General features: G+C 65.7%; 5 protein-coding genes. 1 reads left to right on the top strand and 4 read right to left on the bottom strand.

What is annotated here, in order from left to right; genetic code table 11:
* Positions 1–3: 3 nt before the first annotated feature.
* From ACQP2U_RS15845 to ACQP2U_RS15835, 3 genes are read right to left on the bottom strand one after another with little or no spacing between them, the layout of a single operon-like run.
* Entirely contained in the window at positions 4–22,758 is a 22,755-nt protein-coding gene (locus tag ACQP2U_RS15845; protein ID WP_433715352.1) for a PfkB family carbohydrate kinase, read from the bottom strand.
* Positions 22,759–22,768: 10 nt separating this feature from the next.
* On the bottom strand, positions 22,769–24,328 hold the full coding sequence (locus ACQP2U_RS15840) for a hypothetical protein (RefSeq protein ID WP_433715351.1): 1,560 nt from the start codon (positions 24,326–24,328) through the stop codon (positions 22,769–22,771).
* Positions 24,325–25,713, bottom strand: coding sequence for a hypothetical protein (locus ACQP2U_RS15835; RefSeq protein WP_433715350.1), 1,389 nt, complete (start codon positions 25,711–25,713; stop codon positions 24,325–24,327). The genes ACQP2U_RS15840 and ACQP2U_RS15835 overlap by 4 nt, the downstream gene beginning before the upstream one ends.
* A 172-nt stretch (positions 25,714–25,885) precedes the next feature.
* Here ACQP2U_RS15835 and ACQP2U_RS15830 point away from each other — a divergent pair, with 172 nt between their 5' ends.
* Positions 25,886–26,113, top strand: coding sequence for a hypothetical protein (locus tag ACQP2U_RS15830; RefSeq protein ID WP_433715349.1), 228 nt, complete (start codon positions 25,886–25,888; stop codon positions 26,111–26,113).
* A gap of 249 nt (positions 26,114–26,362) precedes the next feature.
* Here ACQP2U_RS15830 and ACQP2U_RS15825 read toward each other — a convergent pair whose 3' ends face one another.
* The gene (locus ACQP2U_RS15825) at positions 26,363–26,557 is read right to left on the bottom strand and encodes an LpqN/LpqT family lipoprotein (protein ID WP_433716480.1); all 195 of its coding nucleotides are present in this window, start codon (positions 26,555–26,557) and stop codon (positions 26,363–26,365) included.
* Positions 26,558–26,807 lie beyond the last annotated feature (250 nt).

Genomic DNA, 26,807 nt, shown 5'->3' with positions numbered 1-26,807 from the left:
GGGCTACCGGATCACCTTCGCGTAGAAATGCCATTTACCCCCGGACTTACGTACGTTGGTGATGCGGATTCCGAGCCCTTGCCCGAACAGGAGCTCATTTTGTTCCGGAAACGGGCCATTTCGCCCGATCCACAGCGCCTCCACGCCTTTCGGTACCAAAATGTGCAGTTCCACCGTCGGCTCGGCGTCGGCAATGACGACGGGCCCCTTCCCCAACGATGTCGAGGAGAAGCCGGGCTCGATCCAGGTGGTGCCGACCAGTTCGTAAGGGCTGTCGCCCGCCATCATGAACGCCGCCTCTTTGAGAGCACGATGGACCTCCAGCCCTTCGGGCAGCGGGCTTTGCACGGCCCTGTTGATAAGGGTGATCCGTTCCTGTATGTCCGCGACCGTAGGCCATTTTCCGAAGGAAGCGGTGAATGTTCCCCGCATGCCAGCCGATAGCGGTCTTCGAATTGTCTTCTGCAATTCACGCCAGGGGTCCTCAGAACTTATGATGCGTGATACGAGATCCCGCTGTACCGAAGTCAGATCGGCTTTCGAGGCGGCCCGATAAATGTCATCCAACGTCGGGACACTGCCATAGAGTTCGAACAGGCTCCAGCCGTCTCTGGTGTCGCTGTAGAATTCCTTCAATTTCCGTTCCGCAACCGACGGATCAATGACTCCCGTCGGGCGCAGTAGCGACTGATACGCATAAGAGTTGAAGGTACATTCGAGAACGGCCGCACGCTGATCGTCAGGAAGATCCCGGAATGCGGAACTAAGATATCGCTCACCGTACATCTCACCGAGGCGATCGGAATCGAATCGACGTATTCCGTCGATGACGTAGCCGGGTTTGCCATCGGCACGAAACAGCGCGCCGGCACGAATCGGCTCGCGGGTGACCGCCGAGCGGTACGACCTATCCTGCGACCACGGCGCCTCGCGCCCACGGTTGGGCGGCCGATTCTCGACGGGGGTTGGCTCAGGCGTATGGGTAGCGGCTGTGGGCGGTATATGTTCGCCCACACCTTCGGCAGCCGCAGGATCTGCGCGAGCGGGGATACTCGAGGCTCCGCGCTTGACGGCCGTCAACGTAGTGACCAGCGCTCGGACCGCCGCTCGCTGCAGAAGCTCGACCGTGTCCGTGCGGTGTCCCGTCGCCGCTGCCGTCGCGGCGACCGACAACCCCTCCCAGAACCGCAGTACCAGGACCCTGCGTAGGTCGCGAGTGAGTTGCTCGACGGCACTCCGCAATTCCGCTTCGGCCGATTCTGCCAGCACCCGACTACCTGGCCCGGGCTCTGCCGCCTCGAATGCCGCTCGAACCCTGTCGCGAAACCGTTCGAATCGTGTCGGCTGCTGCTGTGCCTGCCGCGTCTGGTCGGCGGGATTATCTTCGACCGATTTCATGGACGTTGCCGCGGGAGTGGGCCGCGGGAGCGTGGACGGAACTTCGGGTTCAGTGGCGGGTATCGATGCATGCGGCGACCATGGCGTTGGGCGGGGCGCCGGATCAGAAATATGGAACTGCTCAGCCGCGCGTCGCATCGCCGCTGCCGAGATGTAGCCCGCCTCACGCATACGGTCCAGTTGTGCGAGACCGGCCTGTTTTTCCGCGGCAGATGCGCCGCGGAAATCGCGTCGACCCACCTCGTCTCGGAAAACCCGTTCGGTCGTCCTGTGATATAGACGAGTTGCCTCTTTCCAATCGAGTATCGAGTCGAAATCGCCGGGATCAGGAGCCGATTCCCCTAACGGATCCATACGATAGCGGTACCCCCACGCCACAGCGAATTCGTTCCAGTGCCCGGCCTGCCGCAAGAATCGGTCATACACCCGCAGGGCAGCGTCTGCACCTACGGTCGGCGATCGACCCGGATTCCAGCCGAACAAACGTCTTACATCGATATCGGCGAGACCGTTCACCCGCTGAAATTCATCCTTGTATTCGACCAGTGATCGGGTATTGCGCGGGTCGGGAAAATGGAATAATTCAACCGAGTAGTCGGATGAATTCTTTCTTCCGAAATCGGGATCGATAGACGGGAACACTTCGAGCATATCGCGTCGAAGGTCGAGGACCTGGTCATCGTCGCCGAGATACATCTCGACCATCTCCGCCGTCAACGGAACTTCCCCTGCCTCGCGTTTTCTGACCATGGCTTCCGTCATGCCTGTCGCGGTCGCCACCTGCGCCAAGAGAACACCCGCTTGTTCGCGGCGATATCGGAGATAGCTGCCCGCGTGAGGATATCCTTCGGGGAAAATCGGCGTGCCGGGGACCAACGAGCAGAGAACGGCCTCGACGATATCTTTCGACGGCTGAGAACCGCCTGCCTCGATATCGGCGAGAGCTTCCTCCGCCATCCCCATCTTCACGGCGAGATGTCGGCGCGGAAGGCCGGTTCGCGACCGTAATACCCGCAGGCAAGCGCCGATATCGGCATCGCCGTCGATGGCATCTGACGACTGCGCGGCCAGGGCACGCAGATGCGCCTCCCATCCCACGCGCACCAGATGATCCGCAGCCTCACGGTTATTTATCGTCATGGGAATTACACCGAGCTCGCGAGCTAGTTCTTCCTGGGTCGATCCGGTGTATTCACGGAGTCGCCGGAGGCTACCGCCGACGTCGCCGGGTGGAGCTGCCGCCAAATCCGGGCAGAAGAACTGCGCGAGCGGGCTATACAGGTGGCGGGCATCAGGAACACGGCGCAATAGCGCCCGCATTTGGTCGACAGGAAGCGGCCGGGCGTTTGCCTCGATAGCCTCCCAGGTCCCCGGGCTCGCGTCGGTGAGCACATCCATGTCGGCTCGTGTCAACGCGAGGAATCCGCGAACGTCCCTTGCCCAGTCACGAGCCAGCTCATAGGCGTGCGGATGCGGAAGGGGGGCATCAGGGGCATCGTCGGATTCGGCGTGGATCTCGGCGAGCCAGCGCCTGATTCGGCGACCATCGATATCGTGGATCCGGGCGTACTGCCCAAGACTTTGTGTGGCGAACCCGGCCCCCTGGTTCCGTGCCCGGATCTTGTGCCAGCGCTGGAATGCCTCCCGATTCATGTCGTATGTGTGGCGCCCGGCGTCGAATTCGGGATCCGACGGGACGCCTTCCTCGGGTACCGCACCGATAAATGAGAGATCGAGATCATGGGCGTAGGGCATCGACTCATGACCACCGGAATGCGCGACCGCATGCGCCGCAGCCGACAAAGCGATCTCCACCACCTGCTCGACGGGCAGCCCGGCCACCACACCCATCGCCAGCGCGGCGGTGAACGCATCGCTCGCGCCCGTGGTATCGACCACGGACGTGCTATGTGCCTCGAACACTCCTGTGCGCCCCTGATGGCGCACGGCGCAACCAGCCGCACCGAGCGTGACCACGATTGTCGGAACACCCAGCAAATCGAACAGACGGTCGGGCAGCAGCTGCGTGTCGAGCGATTCGGCATCAGTTGCCCCGGCAGCGGTCAGGAGCGCCCGAGCCTCGGCTTCGTTCGGCACGAGAATATCGGCCATACGCACCGTCTCGAACGAAAACTGGTCACGCGCCGGCGCCGGCTGCAGAACGACCGTCGCACCGTTTTCCCGAGCAACGGACGCGACGTGCGCGACGACCGCACCCGGCGCCGTGAAAGTCAGCAGCACCACATCGGCGTTCTCGATCGCGCCGATATTACGTCGAATGTCCTCGCTGGTCAGATCCAGCTCTGGGGACAGATGGTCGATATACCACCATTCCCCGTCCGGCTCGACTATACATTCAACCATTCCGGTCGAAATACCGTCCTCGATCCGTATACCGTCATAACCAATTCCCTCGCGCCGCAATCTCTCGCGAATTTCTGCGCCATCCTCATCCCGCCCGGTCGTGGAGACGAATTCCACCTCCGCGCCGAGCCGCGCGAGGGCAACCGCCTGGTTGAGAGCCTTGGCGCCTGGCGTCCTGCGAATGGACCGCGCGGTACGGTACTTCGCCATTCTGGGAGGTTCATCGTATTCAACAATGCGATCCATGAGAGAGATACCGACCGTCACCGCTCGGGGACGCCCCAGTGGTCCAGGCCCCGAAGCGCGCGGAGCAGCAATGCGGAGCATCTCGTCCGGAACATCAAAAACACGACCGAAATCACGCAGATAATCCGGTGATATGCGGGAATGGTTCTCCGCCCTCGTTACAGCGGACAGGCTTACACCCATTGCTTCGGCGAGTTGCCGGCGACTCATCCCACGGAACGTCCGAACTGCCCTGTGCCAATCACCGAATGTCCGGAGATCAGGATCTCGGGGATCAGGAACAGTCCTACCGAAAAACCGTGCAAAATGACGCGGAGAAACGCTACGAAGCATGTCGTCCGAATAACCGATAACGCGACCGAAACCACGCATGTAGTAAATGGTAATACGTGTACCGCGTTCGGCCTCTCCTACGGTTTGCCTACTGACCCCCATGGCATCGGCGAGTTGTTGTTGTGTGAGGCCATGCAGCGTCCGGACGGCCGCGAGCCATTCACCGAATATGACCATTTGTTCGCTGTGGCTACGGGCTGGCATGCGCGGATGAAAATCCCCGACCACGAAGGGGCGATCGTCGCGCCCCGGACCACTCCTGTCGCGGTCAGCGGCCCTGGTCGATCTCGCCCATGGTGTCTCGGTCTTGCGGCCGCCACTCGATTCCGTATCCGGCGTCGATGGCCGCGAAGACAGGCTCGGCGGCGCGTCAGCATCCGTATCCGCCCGACGTTCGTCGGCGCGGCGTGCTACCGCTGCATGGGGATCAGTTGCGGCGCTTGCCGGTTCGACGCGGTCAGGCTGTTGCGAGTGGGGGCCTCGGGCTGTCCTGGACCGGGCATCGCTCGACGGGTCATCCGATGGTCTGCTGCCGATCAAACCTTCGGGAAGGTCCGGGTGCGCGGTGAAGTGCGCTGATTCGACATGCGGCGGTTGAAGATTCGCGACGTACTCGTGGATCACCCATCGCGGGGTGCCGACGACGTTGCCGTTGATCTCCGCGTCGCTGAATCCGACAGCGAGGGCCTCATCTTCTCTCAGCGTGGTCTGGCCCGCGACGTTGGTGAAAGCGTAGGACGGCAGGCGGCTGAGCCATTCCGCGTAACTTTCGATCAGGCCGCGCCTTTTAAGCTGGGCGTGCGCATTGCGCAGCATGGCGGTGAGGTTCCGGCTGAGCTCGTCCCCCGTGGCACGGTCGATCGCGTGCGCGAACTCGTGCAGCACATCATCTGCATACGGCTGCTCGCTGCTCGGTAGTATTCCGCGCTCGACACGACGCTGATTATCAGCGAGGGCCGCATTTCTATCGGCTGCATACTTCAAACTGAATGTCAATTCCGCCCGGACGGTGGAACCGTCGAGTTCCTCTCCGTGCTTGTCCGGCTCGGGGCCGGTCGTGGCGCGCGCGCCGAACAGAAAGTCGATCCTCAATTTGCGAATGTTGGTCATGAGCATCCGGAAACCAGGGGCGTATCGATACCTATCGAGCAGGTCATCCAGTTTTGCCAAGATTTCCTCGACGGTCTCCTTCGGGACGTGGGGACTGTCGAACCCGGCCAACTCGAGATAAGGGTGCCTGAGCAAGAAGTCTTCGATCAGCCGAGTCTTGGCCTGGGCGTCGTCGTCGAGCCTGGCCATGCGCAACGGACTCTCGGCGTGCTGGGCAATCTCACGCAGCGAATCCATCGCCGCCCTCTGTGTATTGAGCACCGTCCACGAGAGCGACTCGGGAAATGCCATTTGTTCCAACAGGTCCCCGGCAGACATCACAACCCGCCCGATGTCGACGATGGCTTGCCGGGGGAGATGGTGGTCCTGCCACACCTTACGACCGTCGACGTAGCGGACGAAGGCAGCGGCGAAGGGGCTCTTCTTGCCGGTGATAGCCGCTGAAATGCCCAGCAGGTCGGCCGCGTGTGGGTCGCGCGAGGCTCCTTCGTACTGGTAATCGCGGTAGAGGACATGGAATTCGGGCGGGCTCAGGCGCACCTCGGCAATCGGTGCTCCCATGGCCCGGCAAATCAGTGCCTGCGCCCACTCCCGCATGGCATGTTCGGCATAGCGGTAGGTCTCTCGCAGGACTTGGACGCCGTCTTCGAAGGTCATCAGTTCGATCTTGACGCCCGGCCGTCCCCGCAAAGCCGCGATCTTCTCCACCTCGGGTGTCTCCCGGGCCATGTCGGCATCGCTTCGGCGGCCGGTGCCTGCTCCATCGATGAGACTCGATTGATGTTCCGGCTGCCGTGCGACCCCCGGCTGGTCCACGGCCGCTCGGCCAACTGGTTCGGAAGAATCCGGAGTAGGTGCGGGTTCGTGATTGGGCGGACGGCTGCCGATGGTCCCGGCGGGACCATCGGGTTCCGTGGTATTGCCTCGGCCGAGGTGCTCGGCGATGACTCGGTCCATGTCGGCCCGCATGTTGGTCAGCTGTATCAGTCGAACCGATTGCTGGTGGTCCACGAGAGCGGCCAAGAGGCGGCCGGTGGGGGTGGTGGCGTCCAACGTGGCGGCGAGGCGCTCGAGCGCGCTCGAGCGGTGTTGGGCGTCGCGCTCGACGACCTCGCCCGATGCGACAGTGGCGTGGCCGAACATGTCGTCGAGCTCTCGGCTCCGCTCGGCGCGGCCGACGGTGTTCGATTTGTTGAGCTCGGTGTCCGGTGCCCCCTCGATGGCCAGCGCGGTTGCCCGTTGAAGATCGTCCTCCAGTAGCAGGCCACGGCTGATCCAGGAGCCGAGCCCGGTTAATCGCTGCTGCCCAGCGCTGGCGAGCAGTTGGTCCCATTGGGATCGGGTGAGTACATTCAGGCGCCTGAGCAGGAGATCGAGTATGTCGTTCAGGTGGTTTGACACCAGCCCCGGATCGGCACCGATCAATGTTGCAATGGTGGTGGCGGCTTCGGCGTGGACCTGGTGCCAGGCGTCCAAGGCTGACGCTTCCGCACCGGGGGCCGGGGTTTCTTCGCCGCGCAGCGCCGCGACAGTGCGCAGTTCCTCGACCAGTTCCGCGCGCCCGCGCAGCAACTGAGCGGCCCGCTCGTCGGCGGCGTCGGACTCCGGCGGTCTGGCGCCGATTATTCCCTCCGGCCCGGCAGGAGCGGCGCCCGGCGGCATCACCGCCGATGGATGTCGAGTCGGATCACCCCGCTTCGGGGTGGAATCGGACGGGCGACTGCCGATCTGACCGTTGGGCCGATCTTGCTTGAAGTCGGCTCCTTGCGCCGGTAGTGCGCGCAGCGATCGAATCAGCGCGGGATCCCAGTCACCATCCCGACTCGCGACCAAGTGATCCTCGGCAAATCTCGCCCATTCCTCCGCATTGACGATCCACCCCGCGTCGAGTTCGGCGGCAGCGATCACTCGCTCTGGGAATCGGGCCAGCACGTCCAGAACGTCGGTCCGGGGCGATGACATCGTCCGCGCCGCGGACAGGGCTCCGACGATCTCGAATACCCCGGTCGCGGCATGGGCTACGGTTTCGGCCGCCGCGATCGACGGTTGTGCACCGCCGTCGGTGAGCCGACGCCATTGCTCGGCCGCCAATGCGGTCTGCACTCGTGCGGCTGCGATGGCCGCGGCGACCGGCGGAGGTTGTCCATGATGCACGGCTGCGAGGTGAGCCGAAGTCACCGCCCGCGTTTCGGCGAGCAGCGTCCGCAGGTCACCATCGGACAGCCGCGCGGCGACCAGCGCCATATCGCGCATGGTGGCGATCTCGTTGCGGCTCATTCCATTTCGAGCCAGGGTGAGAATTTCGGACGCGCCGGATGTGAGCGATAGCCCGTCGATCAGCTTACGGGACCAAGGCGTCGCTTCGCCCGGCCGACTGCCGATGCGCCCATCGGGTCCGTGTTGTCCGCGCGACTGATCGGCATGTTGTCCGAAGGTGTCGACCACCTGGTCGGTGCCGGGCGACCGATCTGCTTGCCGATCGACTACTTCGAACACTCGATGTGCGGCAGCGGGCTCGGTGCCGAAGGTCAAATGCGCCGCGCGTCGTACATAGGCCGATACCGCTGGGTCGTCGACAAGTTTGCGCCAGCCCGACCATGAACGCAGGTAGGCCGCGAGTGCCGTTCCCGCTTCGCGAGCGATCCGTTCGGTATCCACCAGTGCGTAAACGTTCCGAGAATGCACTTCGCCGAATTGGCGATCAGGATCGCGAAATAGTTCTTTCCAGATCTCCGCCGCCATTTCAGCGTTACGGTCACAGTAGCCGATCACTCGATCCGCAAGTGCCTGCAGATCATCCACACCGACTTCTTCGAGGGCCTGCTCGAGAGATTTCTGGATGACGACGCCCACCTGCTGGATGAAGGCGGTGCGCCACTTCATACGTTTTTCGTCACCCGTGTGCAAGGGCTTGAAAGGCGCCACCTCAATACGATATCCGTGCGCCTGCAATACCGCGATGAAGGCGATGTCTTCATTGTAGGTGTGCGGTATGGGAACACGGCGTACACCTTGGTCATCCAGCAAAAGAAACGCCCCAGTGATGGGGACAGCTCCCTCCAAAGCGTCCTCTCGCTCACCACCGTCATATGCTGGCACGAATCGATAATTGGTCTGAGGTCCGGCCGCGGAATCCGACGCCAGCGCATGCTTTGCATGCTCGGCGTCGTACACATCCGCCCGCCCGACATATTCTGCGCCCACTACGCGGTCATCGGAAATCGGTCTGGAGAGCAGGTCAGCGACCGCTTCGGAATCTACCTGATACACTTTGCCTTGAAAAGCACCTTCGGACAATCTCACATCATCGTCGAGAAAGAGAACTCTACTCCCTGGAGCAGCGGTGGCCGCCGCAACGAAATGCGCCAGCCCTCTGATGCCCGCGTGGTTCCATTCGGCACGCCCCAATTCCTTGAAGGCATACCGCGCATACGACTCAGCGGCCTCGTCCGGCCATGGGAGATTGCGTAGAAGTTCGCGTCGACGAGACTCATCTATATATACCGTCCGAAACGGCGCACTTTTCAATGCCAAACGATTGTGCGCCCTGTTGACCCAATCCACAGAATCGTCATACACGAACACCGCGTCCACGGCAGTAATCACAGACGCGATATCGGAGATAATTTCGTTCAAGCGTTGCGGACCATCTTTGGTGCAGATGTGAACGTTGATCGGTGGAGCGGTGTGCTGTGTCGACCCAGGAATACCCAGAATGGGGATTCGTGTATCGGCGGTTACCGGCGGCTCGGCTATATCATGGACTGCGGGTCCGGCCGATCGCGCCGAGGAATCGAGTACGGCGCTGCCGACTGGATTATTCGCCGGTTCGGTCCGGACGACGCGCATGGCCGAATGGTCGGACCTCGTGAACTCGACAGTGCGGCCGCCGGGTTCGCCGGTAACCGCGATGGTGAGTTCACCGGGAGCGAAGCCGGACGCCTCCTCGGCCAGCGATTCGGTGAACCGCGGTGCCTCCGGCAGCAGCGCGATCAGCACCGCCCGCAGGTCATCGCGCACAACGCTCGGAAGACTTATGCGCAGGACGGTTGGCGTTGTCGGCCCCGCCGTCTGCAAATCGAGCACCCAATTCCCGGCGCGGATTCCGAGAGCGGTCGCTTCACCCCGCCGATCGGTGTGCACTTCGGCATGCGATGCTCGGCAGCGGTTGATCAATTCGCCCACGATCGGCGCGAATCGCGCGATGTACGCCGGTCGCCCGAGTTCGCCGATAAGGAAACGCGCCCGACGGGCGACCGCCCCGACGGCGTGACCCACCGTGATCGGTACCATCACCGGACCTGCGGGGCGATCGGCGACCTCAGTCCAGTCCCGGCCTGTATCGGTGATCGGTGACGAGAAATCGAGCAGCACGCGATGGCGTGGATGCGGCTCCGTCACGGAGAGCGGGCGCGACTCCTCTACTCGGAACTGGCATTTCGCGCCCGCCAATGCGAGGTTCAAGATCGCCGGACTCGGCGGCGTGCCGTGCGCGTTGTAATCCAGCTGAGCGCGCAATCGTAGCTGTCGATCCGCACCTTCATTCAGAGTCAGCACAATCGCCGCGTCGGCGTCGGTGCCGGGCTCGGAGTCCCCGTCCGCAGAGGTGGAAGAAACGAGTTCGGCTATTCGTATGACCGCATCGATCACGTCCCGTGCGGTATCGGACCCAACACCCTCGGGCAGTCGACGCATGAGGTTTTCGGTAATGGTGCTCAGGATCCAGGGCTGCGTGCCCGGTCGAATTACCTGCTGCCCCCGAAAGCCCTCATACTTCGCCTGCATGTGGAAGGCATGCTCCCGCGCCTCCTCGCGGACATCTGTAAGCGAGTATTTCGGGTCGGTCTCCAGTTTGTGGGCAATTCGCTGCAACGCCGTGGCGTTATCGCGGCGAATATCACGATTGTCGCCGTACAAGTTGTCGGGATAGGCTCGACTGAAATCCGGGTCGGTAAATCCAGCAATAATCCGCAGCCGAGCGGCGATCGCGCGTTTAACCACACTGCGGCGCATCGGACCCTCCGGACGGCGGACCTCGCTCAGTCCCTCTTCCTGCAACAGATCTCGGGACGCCCGCGTGAACGCATCCTCCACCGCATGGGGACCGGACAGGAGGCCAAACCCCCGACCGGCAACCCACTGTTCGATGTCGGATCCGGGTTGCAACTCGATCGACGTGCGTTGTTGCCCCAATGCCTGCACACCTCGAGCGAAAAGTTCCGCAGAAGGAGGGCCGATCAGGTGCGGACGCGCAGATTCCGACGCCGGACCTGTCGCACCCAGCCGACGGGTCAGGATGTCGGTGAACCATGCGATGAAGTCAGACTGGTTGCGCGCCTTGGCCTGTGAATCGAGATCGTGTGGTAGCCGCAGCGGCCGACCGAACGCGAAGGTCATCGTGGCGGCCGCGAACATCCGGATGGTCGCATCGCTGCCCCCGATAATCAGCGGCGCTTGAAAGAGCAGATAAACCACGTTGGCGAAACATCGCAAGGTGTCGGACGAGGGATGCGGGGAGCGAGGCGCGACGCGCGTGGCGAGTTCGGTGATGGCGGCATCAAAAATCACCTGCTGATCACTGGCCGAAGCCGTTTCGATGGCAAACTTGTCACGATCGAAACGACGCACGGCGTTTCCGTCCACACGGGTCCCGTCAGGAAGTTCCACAGTATTTACCAGCACCGCGGGATCTTCCGCCTCGTCCCTCATTCGCGCACGGAGAATGCGGCCGATGGCGGATGCCGCCCAAAACGCCTGCGTCCCCACACCGCCGTGCCACTGCCCGGTCCTGGAATCGCGGTCTATCCCAGCGCGCAACCACATCAAGTCGCCGTACATCTCGACATCATTTACACCGCGAGTGAACCTGGTCCGGAAGTATTCGGGATCCTTTTTCCCATCGATACCCACGATATTCGGGTCACGCGCGACCGCCCAGACCTGACGCAGGTACCGCTGACTCGAGATCCAGAAGTACAGCTGTGTCAGCACCTCTCGCTTAGCCTCAAGGGTGTCTGCCGAAGCCCATTGGGCGCTGAGCCCATTCAGTCCCTGATTGGCGACATGGGCCATCCAAAGCGAAAAACCCCACAGCGCCGCATTGATATCCGGATCATTGGTCGTCATCCGCCGTCCGGGCGGTGGGAAATGCGTACTGCGAAGCGGCCCCATTCCAGCCCACGCCGCGGGTATTCGGGTCCGACCGCGCACCAGAAAATCGGATGAATCACGCCCCGCGCCTTCGTGCGGACGCCGGCCGATCCGATCACCGGGTGCCTGGTCCGCGGTGCCTGGACGTGTCAGCTCGGTGATGACGGGCGGGCCAGTGGGAACAAACAACAAGTCCAGCGCCGCGAATTCGTCGAGCGGTGCGGACGAGCGCAGCACCCGATGAAATTCGGCGACCACGCGGCCGGTGAAATAGTTGCCCGGCGGGAATGGACGGTCCGTGCCCCCCAGGGCCCGATATCGCTGCCGCACCGACTCTAGTTCGAACAATGCCACGGGGTCGAGCGTGGAGTCCGATTCGACCCGGGCCTCCCATTTCCGATAGCGAGCACTGCCCTGCCGAACTTGCTCGGCCCACTCCGCTGGTGAGCTGAACATGTCCTTGTTGAAGGACGGGAGAGCGCTGGGCGGCTGCCCCGCGCGCTCCAGCGACCAACACAGGGCGACCCGCGAGGCGCGGCCGTTGAAATCTATCGAGAAGGGATGGAGCGATATCTGGCCCTGTTGCAGGTCCGCAGCCACCTGGTACGGGTTGTATCCCGGTTCGGCGATGGCCTCGTTGTACAGGGCGCACAACTGCGCCAGCTCGTCGCGCATCGCCGCCGCCGAGCCGTACCGCGGATAGATGATGAACGCCGCCGTGGCCAGTCGCACAGACCTCGGGGTCGGCCGCTCGAAGCCGGCGAGCGGGTCGGACAGCAGATCGGCCAGCTCCTCGTCGGACAACGGGGACGACACGAACCTGAGCGTGCGGGCGCCGGGGACTCCATCGATGCGCGGAACGGCCATGAACCCGTAAGGCACGCCATGTCCGTATGGTTCCGGAACGTAGGTGAGCCGAGGATTGTTCACGACGGCGCTGATTTCGTCGGCCGTCAGCGGCACGCCCTGCGCGGCCCGGACGATGTTGGCGCCTCCCTGCGAATCGCCGGCGCCCCGGAACCGCCCGGCGCACTCGGGTTTCACCCGAACCGCGAGCCGACGATGGATCTCCGCTAGAAACTCCACCGACAGTGCCTGCTCGGATCTCGAGCGTGCGAAGACGCGAGCATCCAGCCAGCCCGCCCACCCCTCCGGTCCGTCGAAAATGTCCTGCGGGCGTTCCTGGCCCGAGACCAGGACGACTTCGCGATAGGTGTCCTCCATGAACAGGGCCAGTTCCAGGGCACGCTCCGCCTCGCTGGTGATTCCCAGCGCGTGCTCCAGCACGCGGATCTGGTCGTGGATTTCCAGATCGAGGAATCCCCGCTCCCCGCCCGGGTCCGCCGCACCGGCATAGTGCTCGACGAGTGCCCGTCGGTTCGTGGGTTCGTGACCTTCGGCAGGTCTGCTACCGATCAACCCGTCCGGTCCCGATGTGCTGGCGCTGGTTCGAGCGCCCTGAGCACCGGCCTTGTTCCACGGTGTCAGCGACACGCTGTCATCTCGACCGCTATCGGCCGGAGCCCGAACCGCCGCGGTGCGCTCATCAGAGGACGGTGTGCCTGCGCTTCCGAGTCCGCCCGACGGTGGCCGACTGCCGATGAGGCGGGTCCGCTTCTCCCGCTCGGCCTGAGCGCGCAGGCTCGGTACGAGCTTGTCCAGCAAGCGGTGTTGCAGGTCCAGCAAGGCATAGGCCCGCAGTTGTTCGATCGGCAGATCGGCGAGACCCGTGATGAATGGTCGAAGCTGCTCGGCGACGTTGTCGATCGTCGTAGGCAATGTGTGCAGGGTCGCCGGTTCGAGGGTTGCGAATACGTGCTGCCATACGCCGTCCGTGAATGCGTCGAGCACGACGGCGGACCCGTCCCCGCCGTACGCCGGACCCCAGACGCTCTCGAGTCTCCGCAACGCCGTGTGTATTTCGTCGTTGCGGTGCAGCAGCGCGCGGCAGGTGGTCGCGTCGACACCCGCCAGCGAGGTCGCGACATGCTCTGGGTCATCCGGCGCCCGGTTGGGCTCTTGGGAGGAGTGGGCACCGGTCGCCATCCGCCACAGGTCGATCACCATTACCAGCTGGTCCAGTACGTCGTCGCTCGGTTGCATGGTTCGGGTCGGCCGGGTGAGCTCGTCGGCCGCGGTGAGCAACCGATGCGCGTGCAGCCATCGGCGGCCGACCGCCTGTTGTTGCGCGGTCGCGAGCGGGTCGGAATCAAGACGTGCGAGCGTGTATTCCGCCTCCTCGGACGTCAGGTCGGAGTCGGGCTTGCCGACCAATCGCCGATCGCCCGCCACAAACCGTTGTCTACTGAACTCACGCAGGTCGGCGGCGCGAAGACGCTCCAGTTGCTGCCGCTCAGCGGACCCCGGCGCCGCGAAGGCGGGATCGACGCCGAGCGCACCCGCTGCCAGCAGCACCTGTGCACGCCAGGAATCATCGCGATCGTTCGGGCGACTTCCGATAGAGCCGCCCGGCTCGCCCGGCCCGGTGGACGGATCGTCGGCGCCGGGGCGATCGGCGGGGCCGGGGCGATCGGCGGGGCCGGGAACGCCGTCGGACGCGTGCTCCGACGGTCTGCTGCCGATCATCCCTTCGGGGCCGCCCGGCAGGTCCGTCGGAGGGTAGCCGAAATACTCACGAAGCAGTATCCGACGCTCCACGAGCAGGGCGTGGTGTTGCTCGATGTGCTCATGCAGTTCGGTGTCGTCGAGATCATGTCCCGCCGCACGGGCCTGGGCGAGCAATTGCTGTCTGCGCAGCCACCACATGCGATTCTCATGACCGTAGGTCAGGTCGTCCGCTGAACCGAAGCCGATCAGTCCGGACATGCGCTCCAATCGTTCCGGCTCGGGCGGAAGCCGGGGATCGCGGTCCGGAGAGGCGGCCCGCGCCATCCGATAGGTATCGGTGTCGGAGCAGTCCAACCGCAGCGGCGCGATGCCGCTCAATCGGTCGTCGTGAAACGACTCCAACGTTTCCAGAGCGGTATGTGTCTCCCGCAGCATGTCGATCCTGTCGGCCAGCAGGTAATGCTGCCGACTCGCCGCGAGCAAGGCGGCGACGGCCGTGTTGTGGCGCTCGAGACCACCGAGATCGACGGCGGCGGACAGCAGTTCGACCGGCACCTCCGTTTCCGCGGCCCGGTACATCGCACCCGCCTCGACATACCCCGCCACCGCGGCGACGATTCCCGCCGCCAGGTCGTGCAGATGGTCGCGGCGCTGCTGGAGTGCGGCGGTCCGTGCGCCAGGCGTGGCGTCGGCGAGCTCTCGATCGAGCTGTTCGACCGCCATCCGGTAGTAGTTTTCGTACCGGTGCAGTACGAGCAGCGCGTCGGCGGCGATGACGTTGGGGCCACCTGCCCATTCGTCGAGATCACCATGCGCCGCTGTCGCAGCCTGCTCGAGCGGCGCGTCGGCGTCGGCGCGGACCATCTCCTCGACCATCGGTCGGACCCGGTCGCTGCCCTCCACCCACAGGGTCGCCGGTTCCTCCCGCACCCCTTGCAGGGCGTCCAGCCGACGGACGAATCGGTGGGCCTGCGCGGTGGCCGACCCGTCGTCATCGGTACCGGTGCGGCGGAACCGCAGGTGGGCCACCAGGGCGATTCGATAAGCGCCGTAACGGCGTTCGGCCCAGGCGAATCGGGCCGCGGCGGCCATCGCCTGTGCGCCGAATGTCGCCGGGTCGCCGGTGATGTCGAACACATAGGTCAGTACCTTTTTCGCCGGGTGGGCGAAAGGCAACAGTCCGGACAACGCCTCGGGCAGCAGCTCGGGTACGCCTAGTTCGCCGAAGGACAGGGTGACATCGGCACGGTTCGGGTCGGATACGTCCGCGGACAACAAATCCGGCCGTTCCAGGCCGTGGTCGGCGGCCCAGGCCCTGGCCTGTTCTATCCCAGCGCGAACCACGGCGGCGGATGACTCCTCGCCATCGGAAGCGTTGGCGCGCTGGATCTTCGCGTCGTTGACGACGGAGCGCACATTCGGGTGTATGCCGTCGACATCGCCGATCAGCTCGGGCAGCCGCTGGAATTCGGACGCCCCCCAATCCTGCTGCCCGAGGTGTGCGGCCACGGTGCCGTTGGCCGCGCCGCGCGCGTGAGCCTGCGCGGACGACTCGCCCGGTGACTCCATCCGGAACAGCGTGGCCGCCGCCGCGGCGGCCAGCCAGCCGCCGGCGTCCTCGGACGACAGGACATGCACGGCGACACCGGGGTTCGGTGCCGAGACGATATCAGCGCCCGGACTCGGTTCGACCATCACGAGGGTGTGCAGCCCGTCCGCCGCCGACAGTCCGGTCCCGCCGGCGACCAGGCAGCCGGTATCCGAGCCGATGACGGTGATATCCGGTGCCGCCGCCGGGTTGACGAGGCGACGGTAGTGGTTGTCGGCCGTGATCTGCTGACGCAGCAGCAGTTCCCGGGTCCGCAGGGACTCCGCCGAGTCGCCGACGGGTCCACGCCGCCAGGCCACCACGGAGACCCGCAGGTCTGGGGTGATCCGCCGGACCTGCTCGACCAATCTCGCGGCGGTGGCGAAGTACTCCGACACCGGGTCGGCGTCTCGGTCGAGCACCAGGTAAACGACCTTGTCCGCCCACTCCGGATCCTCGCCGAACACGAATTCCAGCTCGCCGGTGGAGAAGTCGGCGTGGCGCAGGTTCTGCACGGGAGTCGGCGGCTCGGTCGCGGGGTCCGCCGGTACCTCGGTCGGACGGCCAGCCGTTGGGTCGGCGGTCGACAACTCGGCGATCAGGCGCGCCGCTCGCGCTGACACCGGCGCCTCGGCCGCCCACACATTGGCTTGCCGCCGGGCATCGGTCGGGATGCCCGTGGTGGTACCGAGCAGGCCCGGATGCTGTCGGACCAGCGTGGACTGCAACCAGCTGTGTCCGCGGAGCAACACGAGTTCGGCGAGTGCTGGATCCCGCAACTCCTCGGGCGACTCTTCGTCGGTCAGACCGGTCCACCACCGGTGTACCTGTTCGATTCGCTGCCGGGTCAGGGTCGCTGCCTCGTCGGCGTCGATCCCGGCACGGTGGGCGGACTCGCCCGGCACCGCCAGCCGCTCGGCCGCCCACTCCTCGCCGCCGGGTGCCGCTTCGCTGTCGCTGGTCCCGGGCAAGCGCCGCAGCGCGGCAGCGGTTACCGCTTGCCGTCTTGCCTCGGGTCCGTCTGCCGGTTCGGTGGCTATCAGGGCGGCCGTGAGCCAGCGGATCACGCTATCGCTTGCGTCCGAATGGTATTCGGCCGCCAACCGGTCGACGTGGCGCGCCCGCTGCTGAAGTTCGCGCAACCGGCGCTGGGCGAGGCGATGCTCAGCCGCCGTGTCGGCGAGCTCTTCGAGACTGTCGGCCCGGTTCGCTGCCGTGGCACCGGCTGCGGTTCGCAGTCGCTCGGGCAGGTCAGGGCTGGATACGAGCAGTTCCCGGTCCGCCGGGCAAGTGTCGAGATGTGCCGCGGACTTCGTGGTGAACTCCGCCTGCAGCGTCAGTTCGCGCTGCTCGGCGTCGGCTAGGTCTCGGTCCAGCTGTTCGATGGCGTCCGCCCAGCCGGGGCGGTCCACTCTCGTGTCGGCGCGTAGTCGGGCGGTCGCAGCGCCGATATGCGGCGCGACATCCGTCACGGGAGAACCCGACTCCTGTTCGGGTTCTGGCTCGGAAGCACGAGTGCCATCGGGTGGGCGGTTGCCCATCCGGGCGAAATCTGCTGGATGGGCAGGACTCGGCCGGTCAGGCGAGTCCCTGGTGCTCGTGACCGGCTGGCTGAGCGGGCCTTCGTCATCGAATGGCCTCGATTGGGCGAGCACCGGTTCACCGATCTCGTTTATCACCCGGATATGTTCAGGAGACGCGTCGGTCTCGGTGCGGTTAGTGGCGGGTGCTGACGGTTCCTGAACGAGGTCGCCGTTCGGCTCGAAATCGATGGTCCAGAACGCGCGCTTGGATTCGGGCAGCTTATCGATGAATTTCTGCTGTTCGCGCTGCCAGATATCGAATTTGACGGCGCTGTTCAGTAATGCGCGCGGATCGGCCAGATCGTGCGGGGCGAAGTCGAGGTTGCCGTTTTCATCTGCGGCGAGATCGACAACGACCAACTTCGCGGGGTCGCCGGGTTTGCTGTCATTGACCAGGAGTACGAGGTGGTTGTCGGCGTCGTCGCTGCCGTCTTTGTCGGTGTCCTTCCATTTGTAGACCAGGACCTGGATGCCGCCGGGGCGCTGTTTCAGGGATTCGACGGCTTTGTCCAATGAGCCGAATGTCGTTGGTATGCCGCCGCGGAACGATTCTTGGACCGTGCTCCAGTCGTGGCCCCGCAGCGGTAACCCACCGGTCGGCATCGTGAAGAGGTCCTTGTTTTTTGGGCATAGCACTCGCATGGCGGTCACGCCGTTGTTGACGCAGTTGTTGGGGCTGCGTAGGTGGATTTGCGTGATCAGGTCGAGCAGGGCTGCGGTGGCCAGGTAGTTGGAGGCCGCGGCGAGAACGTTCTCGGCGTTTTCGGCGACGGGATCGGCGGCGTCCGCTTCGCGGGCTGCGGTGTCGTTCGTATTGACGTCGCCGGTGGGATTGTGGATGCCGGTGTCGGACAGGTGCTGGACGACCGCTTCACCGACGATGTCTCGGGCTATCGCGGGGGTGATGTCCGAGGGGGGAAACCCGAGTGTGTTCGCGAGATCGTGCTGAGCTTCGGCCAGCGCGATGCCGACCTGCCGCAGCCCCTCGGCACCTTCGACCTCCTCGGGAGACCAGTCGAGTTGCTGGGCGAGTTCGTCGCGCCGGGGAGTGAGCTGCTCGAGTGCTTGTTCGTCGGTGAGCAGCGCGTACTGGACGGCGGCTGCGCGGGTGGTCGCATCGACCTGCTGCCGCAATGCCGCGACCACAGCGGGCGGAAGGTTTGCTTCGCGCAGCAGCCTCTGTAGTGGGTCGCCGGTACCGTCGGTGCCGGAGGTCCGGGTGCCGACGCGTTGGGTGCCGGGGTCGGCGTGGTGAGTTTCAGAGCTGGCATGGTGGGTGTCGGATTTGGAGGTGTCGGCGGGGTCGTCATCGAGGACCGCAGCGGTCAAACTCGGGGCGGGAATGCCCAACAGTCTGGCGAGCCGCGTGGATCGGTCCACCAGTTGGTCTGGTGCGCCGATGTTCGCATTGCCAGGGTGCCAGGGGGTCAACGCGGCGATGAGGGCTTCGGGGGCGGTAATCGGCGCGTTGTGGAGGAGGAAGTCGGCGGTGGCGTGGTGATGGGCGCGCTGTTGCAATCCGGGTACGAGCGAGCCGAGCTTGTCACTGGCCTCGACGACGTCGTTGTGCGTCTCGGCTGTCGGCTCGGCCCGGTGCTGGGCCACGGCTTGGTTGTATTGCACCACCGCCTCGCGGACCCCGCGCAGGTGCATGGCGTTGCGGATCAGTTCGTCCTGCGGCGACATCAATGCTTGTGCGGTACCGGGTTTGCCGTTGCGCGCGGTGCGGTTCTTGGCCTGGTCGTAGATGTAGGACTGTTCGGGGACCTCGGTCATCCACACGTGCATGCCGCCCTTGGCGAGCACGGCGTCGGATACGGCGATGTCCACACCGCGTTGGCCCTGCCGGTTGATCACCAGGATCTTGCCCTGCTCACCGGCGGCGTCGAAGACCTTCTGCAACTCGGCTTCCGAGTCGGCGCCCCACTTGGCGATCCGGTCGTTGTCGACCGCCTCGATCGCCTCCCGCGGCACTCCGGCCCGCAGCAGAGCGCGGACCTGTTTTTCGACCAGATCGTTGCGGTGGCAGAGGATCTCCTGGAAGCGGCCGTTGCCGCCGTCCCACATCTGGTGGGCGTAGCCGGCCACCGCGTTCAGCTTGGCACGGGTGTTCTCGTGCAGGTCGGCCTGGCCCTCCACCAGCTGCGACGGGTTGTAGGGATCGATTTTGTGCGGCGCGTCGAGCCCGTACACCATCTTCAGCACGCCACCCAGATCGTCCAGCGTGCCCGAGGCGCCGGTGATGTGGTCGAAAAAGCGGTTGGTGCCGTATATCTCGGCCGCGGTGATGCTCTTCGACGAGTCCGCGTCGGCGCGCACCACGATCCCGTGCTGCTCGGCGTTCATCCCCTCGGCCTCGGCGGCCCGGATCTCCTTGGCCTCGACGGCCTGGGCCAAGCTCGCCTTGCCCGGCTCTGCGCTCCAGCGTGATTCGCTCGATGTCTTCGGATTGCGTTGCAGGCCGTGCTCGGCCTGGTCGATGATGACGATCTTGCCCTGATCGATCACGTAATGCGTTTTTTTGCGAGAGGTGAACTCGGCGGCGGCGGCCATCTCGAGCCGCGACGATCCCATGCCGTCCAGCCACCGTTTCCCGCCCGGCAGCGCCTCCAGTTTCGCCCGTCCCGCCGGGGTCAGCTCCGCTCTGCCGTCGTACCAGTACTCGGTGTCGATGTCGAGGGTGCCGTCGGACCGTTCGACGTCGACTTCCTCGGCGATCTGTTTCAGACCGAAATCCTCGTGCGACAGTTGCCCTTTCGCCACCGCGTCGGCGAGGAAGTCGTGCGCGTCGAAGACCTCACGAACTGTTGCCTCGGGAGCGGCGTCCTGTGTGCCTTCGGATTGGATGAAGATCTTCTCACCGCGGTCTACGATCGCGTCCATTTCGTCGATCACCGCCCGGCGCGGCGGCTTATGACCGGCATTGCACAGATGCCCGACGGTCTCGCCGGTGGCAACCACGATCGCGGGCCGGCCTGGTGTCACCGAACCGAACCCGGTCTCCTGATCGGCTCGCAACACGTCGATGCCGTAGCGGCTGAGCACCCGCCGGTACTCGGTGAACTCTCGATGCGCCAGTCCGTCCGCGGTCGTCACCAGCAGCGCCGAACCGTGACGGACCGCCTGGTTCAACGAGTACGACATGAACATCAGCGTTTTGCCCTGCCCCGGCAGCATCTGTACCGGTCGCCCGGCCATCTCGAACGTGCCCTCGAGCTGCGGCACACGCAACACCATCCCACCGGGTACCTCGTCGATCGTGCCGCGCCGAATGATCTCCATCCCCGCTACCAGCGATTCGTGTTCGTCGGGGTGGAACAGCCCGGCTTGCAACACCTCGTCCGGCAGGTTCGACAACTTCAGCGCCTCCGGGACGTGATCACCCGACCGCGCATGGAAATCGGCCAGCACGTCCTCGGCATGATCGCGAGAAGTCGTGGTCGACGAGCCCGTTTCGTCGCCGGGAGGCGCGGCCGGACCGGTATCCGGCCCCGCCTCGGCATCGGCCGGTGTCCTCTGGGCGGGCACACCGGTCTGGGTATCGTGCTCCACCGCGGAGCCGTGCTCATCGCTCGCTGCCGCCCGCCGTCCGTCGGAGGTGGCCGCTGCCGAGTCGTCCGGAGCCGCGCGCTCTCCGTTGTCCGCTGGAACCTTTTGTGGTCCAGAGGTTTCCGCACCGGCCTCCACTCGTGGAGCGACTCGGCTCGACTCGTTACCATCCGGATGCCGCGCGGCGCTGGCGGCATGCTCCTCGGTGGCGGGCACGTCGGGGCCGTGCTGGGTTGCGTCCACCGAAACCTTCGGCGGTGTGGCTGTTTCGGCACTGGTCACCACCGGCGGCGGGCCGTGCTCCACGGTCCGGTCGCGCGCGTTGCCTGCCGACGGATGCTGCCCGGCGGTGTGCTGTGGGGTGTCGGTCGCACCGCGTGTCGGCGCCGATGCATCCGGGACTGCCGCTTGCGATTCCGGCCTCGTGAGTGACTGGGCATCGGCCGATGTTGGTTGTCCGTCGTCTGCCGCGCGCGGGGTGGCATCCACTGAAACCTTCGGCGGCGCGGCCGGTTTGGCGCCGGCAGGGACCGACGGTGCGGCCGCGTTCGCATGGGCATCGGATCCGGCGGGGGCCGCTATTGGCGCAGCAGACACCGTCGTGCCCCCGCCGGATGCCGCATCGACCGGTGTCGAACCCGGCCGTGCGGGCCCAGCGGGCCCCGCCGCCCCTGGCGCGGTGTTCGCCGTCGCGTTGGGTACCGGCGCCTGACTCTCGGTGGTCGCCGCGTTCGGAGCGGCCATCGATGGCTGTCGCGCAGCCTCCCACGCCTGCTTCGCCTCCGCCGAAATCTCCACCGGCGGTGCGGCCGCGGGCAGATCGGGCCGGGTGAACAGAACGCTGCCGTCGACCGCCGACTCGGTAGCGGGACCGGAGCCAGCAGTGTGGCTGCCGAGTTGAGCATGCACGGTGCCGGCGAACGCGCCGTTGAGCATCGGCGCCAGAATATGGTCGAAATACTCCGGCCAGCCGGTGATCATGGCCGCCGCGCCCAGACCCGCCGCCGCGCCAGCCATCCCGTGCACCAGACCGGCCAGCGTTCGGCTGGTCTGGATCATGGGAATCGCCCCGGGCGCCACCCGCGCGGCCAGTGTGCCGCCCACCGCGCCACCGGCACCCGACGCCGCCGCCGCGAGTATCGACGTCACGTCGATACCGTTCGGGTTCTCGCCGTTGTCCCCGACCGGGGACGCATGTCGGTAACCGGCCTCGACCTGCAGTAGTTGCACGCCACCGTCCACGGCCGTCGGCAGCAGCGCCGCCCGGCCCACCGTGACCGCGAACCGGACCGGTCCCACCGCCGACAGCTTGGTCGCGGCATCCACCGCGAGCCGTTCGTAGGCCTGCTTCAGGCCCGCACGCATCACCTCGACCTCGGCGCGGCCCTCCGTCAGCGCCGCCTCCACCGCCGGTGCGGCCGCCGCCTCACCGACCGGCCCGGCCGCGGCGGCCGCCGACACCATCCGCACGATCCGCCAGCCCAGCTCGATGCCGAAGGTGAACATCACACACAGCGTCTTCTCCGCGTCGTTGGCCGCACCGTCGGTCTGATCGGCCAGCGCGAGTGCCCGCTCGCGCAGCTTGGCCCCGCCATCGCGCTGCGAGCGCAACGCCTCCCGCAACTGGTCACCGAACATACCCAGCGAATCCTGCTGCGCCAGTAGCATTCCCGCGCTCAGCGCGTGATCGTTCATGGCCGCGGCCCTGTCCCGCAACTCCGCGGCCATCCACCGCATTCTGGAGATGTCGGCGCGCGGCAGATCCCCGCCGAACACCACCATCTCGATCGGGCGCCGGACCATGTCGGGCAGCCCCTCGAACATCTCCCGCAGCTGAACCACGGGATTCAGCGACAACGCGTACCCCATCCGGCGCCGCCTATCCCGGCGGCGGGGCCGCGTCGACCAGCACCGCGTGCAGTATCTTCGCCGCAGCGCTCGCCCGCTCGCCGTGCAGCACGACATCGGCGAACGCGATACCCAGTGCCCGATCCACTTCGAAGCCACCCGCCGCACCGGTGGCCCCCTTCAACTCGGCCCGCCAGTGCCGGAAACCGCGCAGCAGCTCACCCAGTGTCGTGTACCGTCCCGCCACCACCCGCATGTACTCGGCGATCAGGGCGCGCTGAGCGACCTCCCGGGCGACACCGCCGCCGGCGTGGTTCAAGGCGAGACCGAGTTCTCGTACCGTCGCCGAGCCGACAGCCGAATCATTGGGTCCTGCTTCGGTTTCCGGCGTTCCGAGGCCAGGGCTCGGTTCGTAGACGACTCGCTGATCGAGCGTGATCGACCGGACCGTGGCCGAGTCACGCACGTCACGGCGCCACCGCACTCCGCCGGCGTCCTCGCCCAGGTCCCCCACCGCGACGACGTCGAGTTCGATCATCGGGTACTCGGTGAGCACCCGATCGACCGCCGCCGCGAACTCACGCACGGGCGTCTCCTGCAGGTCGGGCAGGTCGAAACCGATGACCGTGACGTGGTGCCGGTGGGCCAAAGTCCGTGCGAGCCAGGCGAATATGGGCGAGACGCCGGGCTTGCCGGCCGGTTTTTCCGTATCGCGGCCTCGATCACGCTTGCGCGGCTCGGCGCTCTTCGGGGAGCGCGGCGGGGAGCCGGGCCGGGGATTGGACGAATTCGGGGTGGAAGGCGCGGACCCGCTCTTGGGTGGTGGTCCGGTCCACGGCGTTTCTCTTCTGCCGCCGGTCCTGGGAGCGGATTTTCGCCCCGGCGTCGTCCCGGGCCTGGGCGATGTCGCGCTCGGGTTGCGTGGCGCATCCCGTCCGGCGCCGACCGGCGGCGACACCGGTGAGGATGGGGGCCGGCGGCTCGGATTCCCAGCGGACTTCGAGCCACCCTGCGGGTCCGAAGTTCCGGCCGGAGGATTCGACGACTGCGGGCTGTTCCGCGACGTCGACGGTTTCCCGGAAGATCCCCGAGGCGTGCCGGACGCTTGCTGTTCGGTGGGGGTGCGGTTCGAGATCGGCTGTCCGGCAGGGGTATTGCTCACAGTTCCGGCGCCGGGCCCGAGAGAGGTGGTCGCGGGTTCTGCGCTCCCAGCGGATGGGATGGCCGAGGACGGTCGCACACCCGTCCCATAGTTCTGGTCCGGACGATACGCCTCGTCGCCAGCTCGCCCGATCTGAGCGGCACCGTCGAGATCCTGGGCCTCGAAGTCGTGCGCGGCGGCGGCCGCGTGCTGAGCGGTCCCGCGCAGGCTTTCCTCCATCGCTTGCAAATCCCGCAGCAACTCATCGGCCTGTGGCGTGAAATTCTTGGCGAAGGCCTCGCCGAGATCGTCATCGCCCCAGCACCCGTTCGCATTCGCCAGGGAGTCTCGCAGTCCGGCGTAGGTCCGCGCGACCTGGTCGCCGAGTTCGGCCAGCCGTGCGCTGTCGCGTCGCAGACTGTCCGGGTCCAGCTGCACTCTGTCGTTCACATCGCCCCCGGTGCGGCCCGGCGCAGCCGGAATCGTCGCTCGAAGGCGGCCACGAACTCCGAACGCGGCACCGACGATGTCGACCGTTCCACCACACCGTCGTCGGCGACGTAGAAAACCGCACGGTCCAAGGCGATTTCGCCGTCGGGCATCGGTGACCGCACCACCCAGCCCACGTCGATGCGTTCGGCCCGCAACGTGGACAGCGGATACCCCGTCGTGTCGTAGCCATGCCGGTGAATGTGACCGCGAACGAGGTCGACGGCATCGGCCTCGGACATCCCGTCCGCGTTGTCCGCGGCCAGACCGGCGACCAGGAATTGGAACAGCGCGCCGTCGATATCGACCCGGTCGTCGTGACCGAAGACGTCCATAATTCGCGCCCTGGTCACCGAGCCCGACTGGGCGGCGAATACCAACGCCGCGGCGGTTTTCGGCACGTCGCCCACTCGATCGCCCACCAGGCTGCCAATGATGCCCGCCACGGTGTCGACGGTCCATACCGCGGGCATGGCCGGTGCGCACTGCGCCATCGGTGCCGACTCACCTCGATACCATCGACCCGCCTCCCACCAGTAGCAGAACGTCAGCAAACCGGCCGCCGCGCGCGGATTGAGCACCGGGTCCGCGACCCAAACCGGTGCGCCGGCAAAGAATTTCGGAGCTGCGGCACCGGAGTTGTAGACGGCATCCAGGACCGGCGCGTTCCAGACACCGCCCGACAACACCGCCCGGTCGCCGGGCAGCAGGTTGAGCGTCGAACCGCTGCGTGCCGCACTTTCGAACACACCGGTCGACGGCCCGATCCGTGGCCCCCGTCGCGATCCGGCCGCCGTAAAGGCCGCCGCCAACACCGCCCACCGGGCCCACAACGCGGCGAGATCCGGCAACTCGTCCTCCACCGGCACCGCCCGCACCCCGGCGCGGCGGTCCGCCCGCGTCTGGTCCGCGGCCTGCCGTGGCGGTCGCGACGGCAATTCGGCTCGCCCGACGTAGGCCGCCAACCACACCGGCAGCCGAGCTCGAGGATAGATTTCCAGGTCGGCGCGATACGCCTCGGGCGCGAACAACTGCTCGCCGGGGAAGGGCTCCGCACCATAGTCGGGCAAGGCCTCGACGCCGTCGGCATCCACCCGCACCAGCAATCGCCACCACGGTCCGTCGTCGGACCGAGCCGACTCGTCGCGGTGTCGACGCACCGCATCCCACACCGCGTCGGGCACCTTGCATCGAACCGAGCGTGTGCCGTCGTCGGCCAGCAGCAGTGCCGACTCATCGACGACGGTCACCGCGAACCAGGCTTCCAGCCGCCGCCATCCGGCCGGGGCGAATTCGGACAGCCCGCGCGCGATCTCCAGTGCCTCGGCATCACCGCGCCCGGACACGCTAGCCCCCTGAACTCGAGGTCAGGCAGGACCGGTGCGGCGGGGAGCCGGTGCGGCGGGCGGTCCACGCACAGTCCATAGGCAATCCCCTTCGACTAAAAACGATCGTCACCAGCACGGTTCGACGGCCTCAATCGGTGCGAGCAGCTCGGACAACAGCTGCGACGTGGTCATGACGTCTCCCCACGAGGTCGAATTCCCACACGCCACCGTGCTCGGCGATGTCGAAGATGCAACCAAAAATGGTGACCTGACCGCACGGAACCACGCAGGTACACCAGCCGAACGCATCGACGCGCGCCGCGGCCGGATAGGCGGTCGACTCCGGTCCCGCTCCAGCATGAAGGTGCGGACTCGATATGGCGTCCCGGACCGATATCTTCCGCTGTTCTTCACCTGACTCCACGATCGAAAACCATTACACGGCAACAACAATGCCCCCATCCACCTGGTCGCCACTCCACTCCCGACCGCGACGTGACCGTAGCCCAGGGATGCCCGGATGCGGCGCCTGAGTGTGCGGCAGCCGAATTCGACCCCCAACGATCGACTCACACCACGCTCCCCGGTTGCGTCCTAATAGACTCGCAAGTATTGGCGTATAGGTAGGCCTGAAGCATCGGTATGTGATAAGCGGTCCGCCCCTGGTCTAAAGGCTGTAGGTTCCCGCGGCGCGGTACGGCGGGCATCCGGCCACCGTGGCGACGGCGCCGTCGCCGGGCGGATTGAAACCGGCCAGATTCTTCATCTCGCCGCTCGCACTGTCGACGAGCCGCCGCGGGTCGACCTCGCCCTGCGCAGCGCGACTGGCTGGACAGGCGAAACCGGGCGGGGGACGGCGGATGATCAGGCTAGGTTGATCACATCAACGGCTCGGGCGGGAAGGATGGTGCGCCCGAAGGGGAGGGGCGCACCAACCGTTTGGGGGTGCCACGCGATGCACCGGGCAGGGGTTGACGTTGCACCGGGTGAACGCAGAAAGGCCTTTCTGCCGCTCCGCTCATACAGTTCGACGATGTGCAAGAACGAAGTGCCTCCCTGTGAGACTCCGCAGTTAGGTAGTGGTCCCACATCAGTACCCTGCGGGGTGAATC

Source organism: Nocardia sp. CA-084685, assembly GCF_050955785.1.
In the GTDB taxonomy this organism is placed as follows: domain Bacteria; phylum Actinomycetota; class Actinomycetes; order Mycobacteriales; family Mycobacteriaceae; genus Nocardia.
Note: the sequence above shows the minus strand (reverse complement) of the source record. Positions and strands in the feature narration are given on the sequence as shown.

Excerpts from the sequence above, each read along its gene's own strand:
- ACQP2U_RS15845 (WP_433715352.1), bottom strand. The coding sequence starts at position 22,758 with ATGGGGTACGCGTTGTCGCTGAATCCCGTGGTTCAGCTGCGGGAGATG.
- ACQP2U_RS15830 (WP_433715349.1), top strand. The coding sequence starts at position 25,886 with ATGACGTCTCCCCACGAGGTCGAATTCCCACACGCCACCGTGCTCGGC.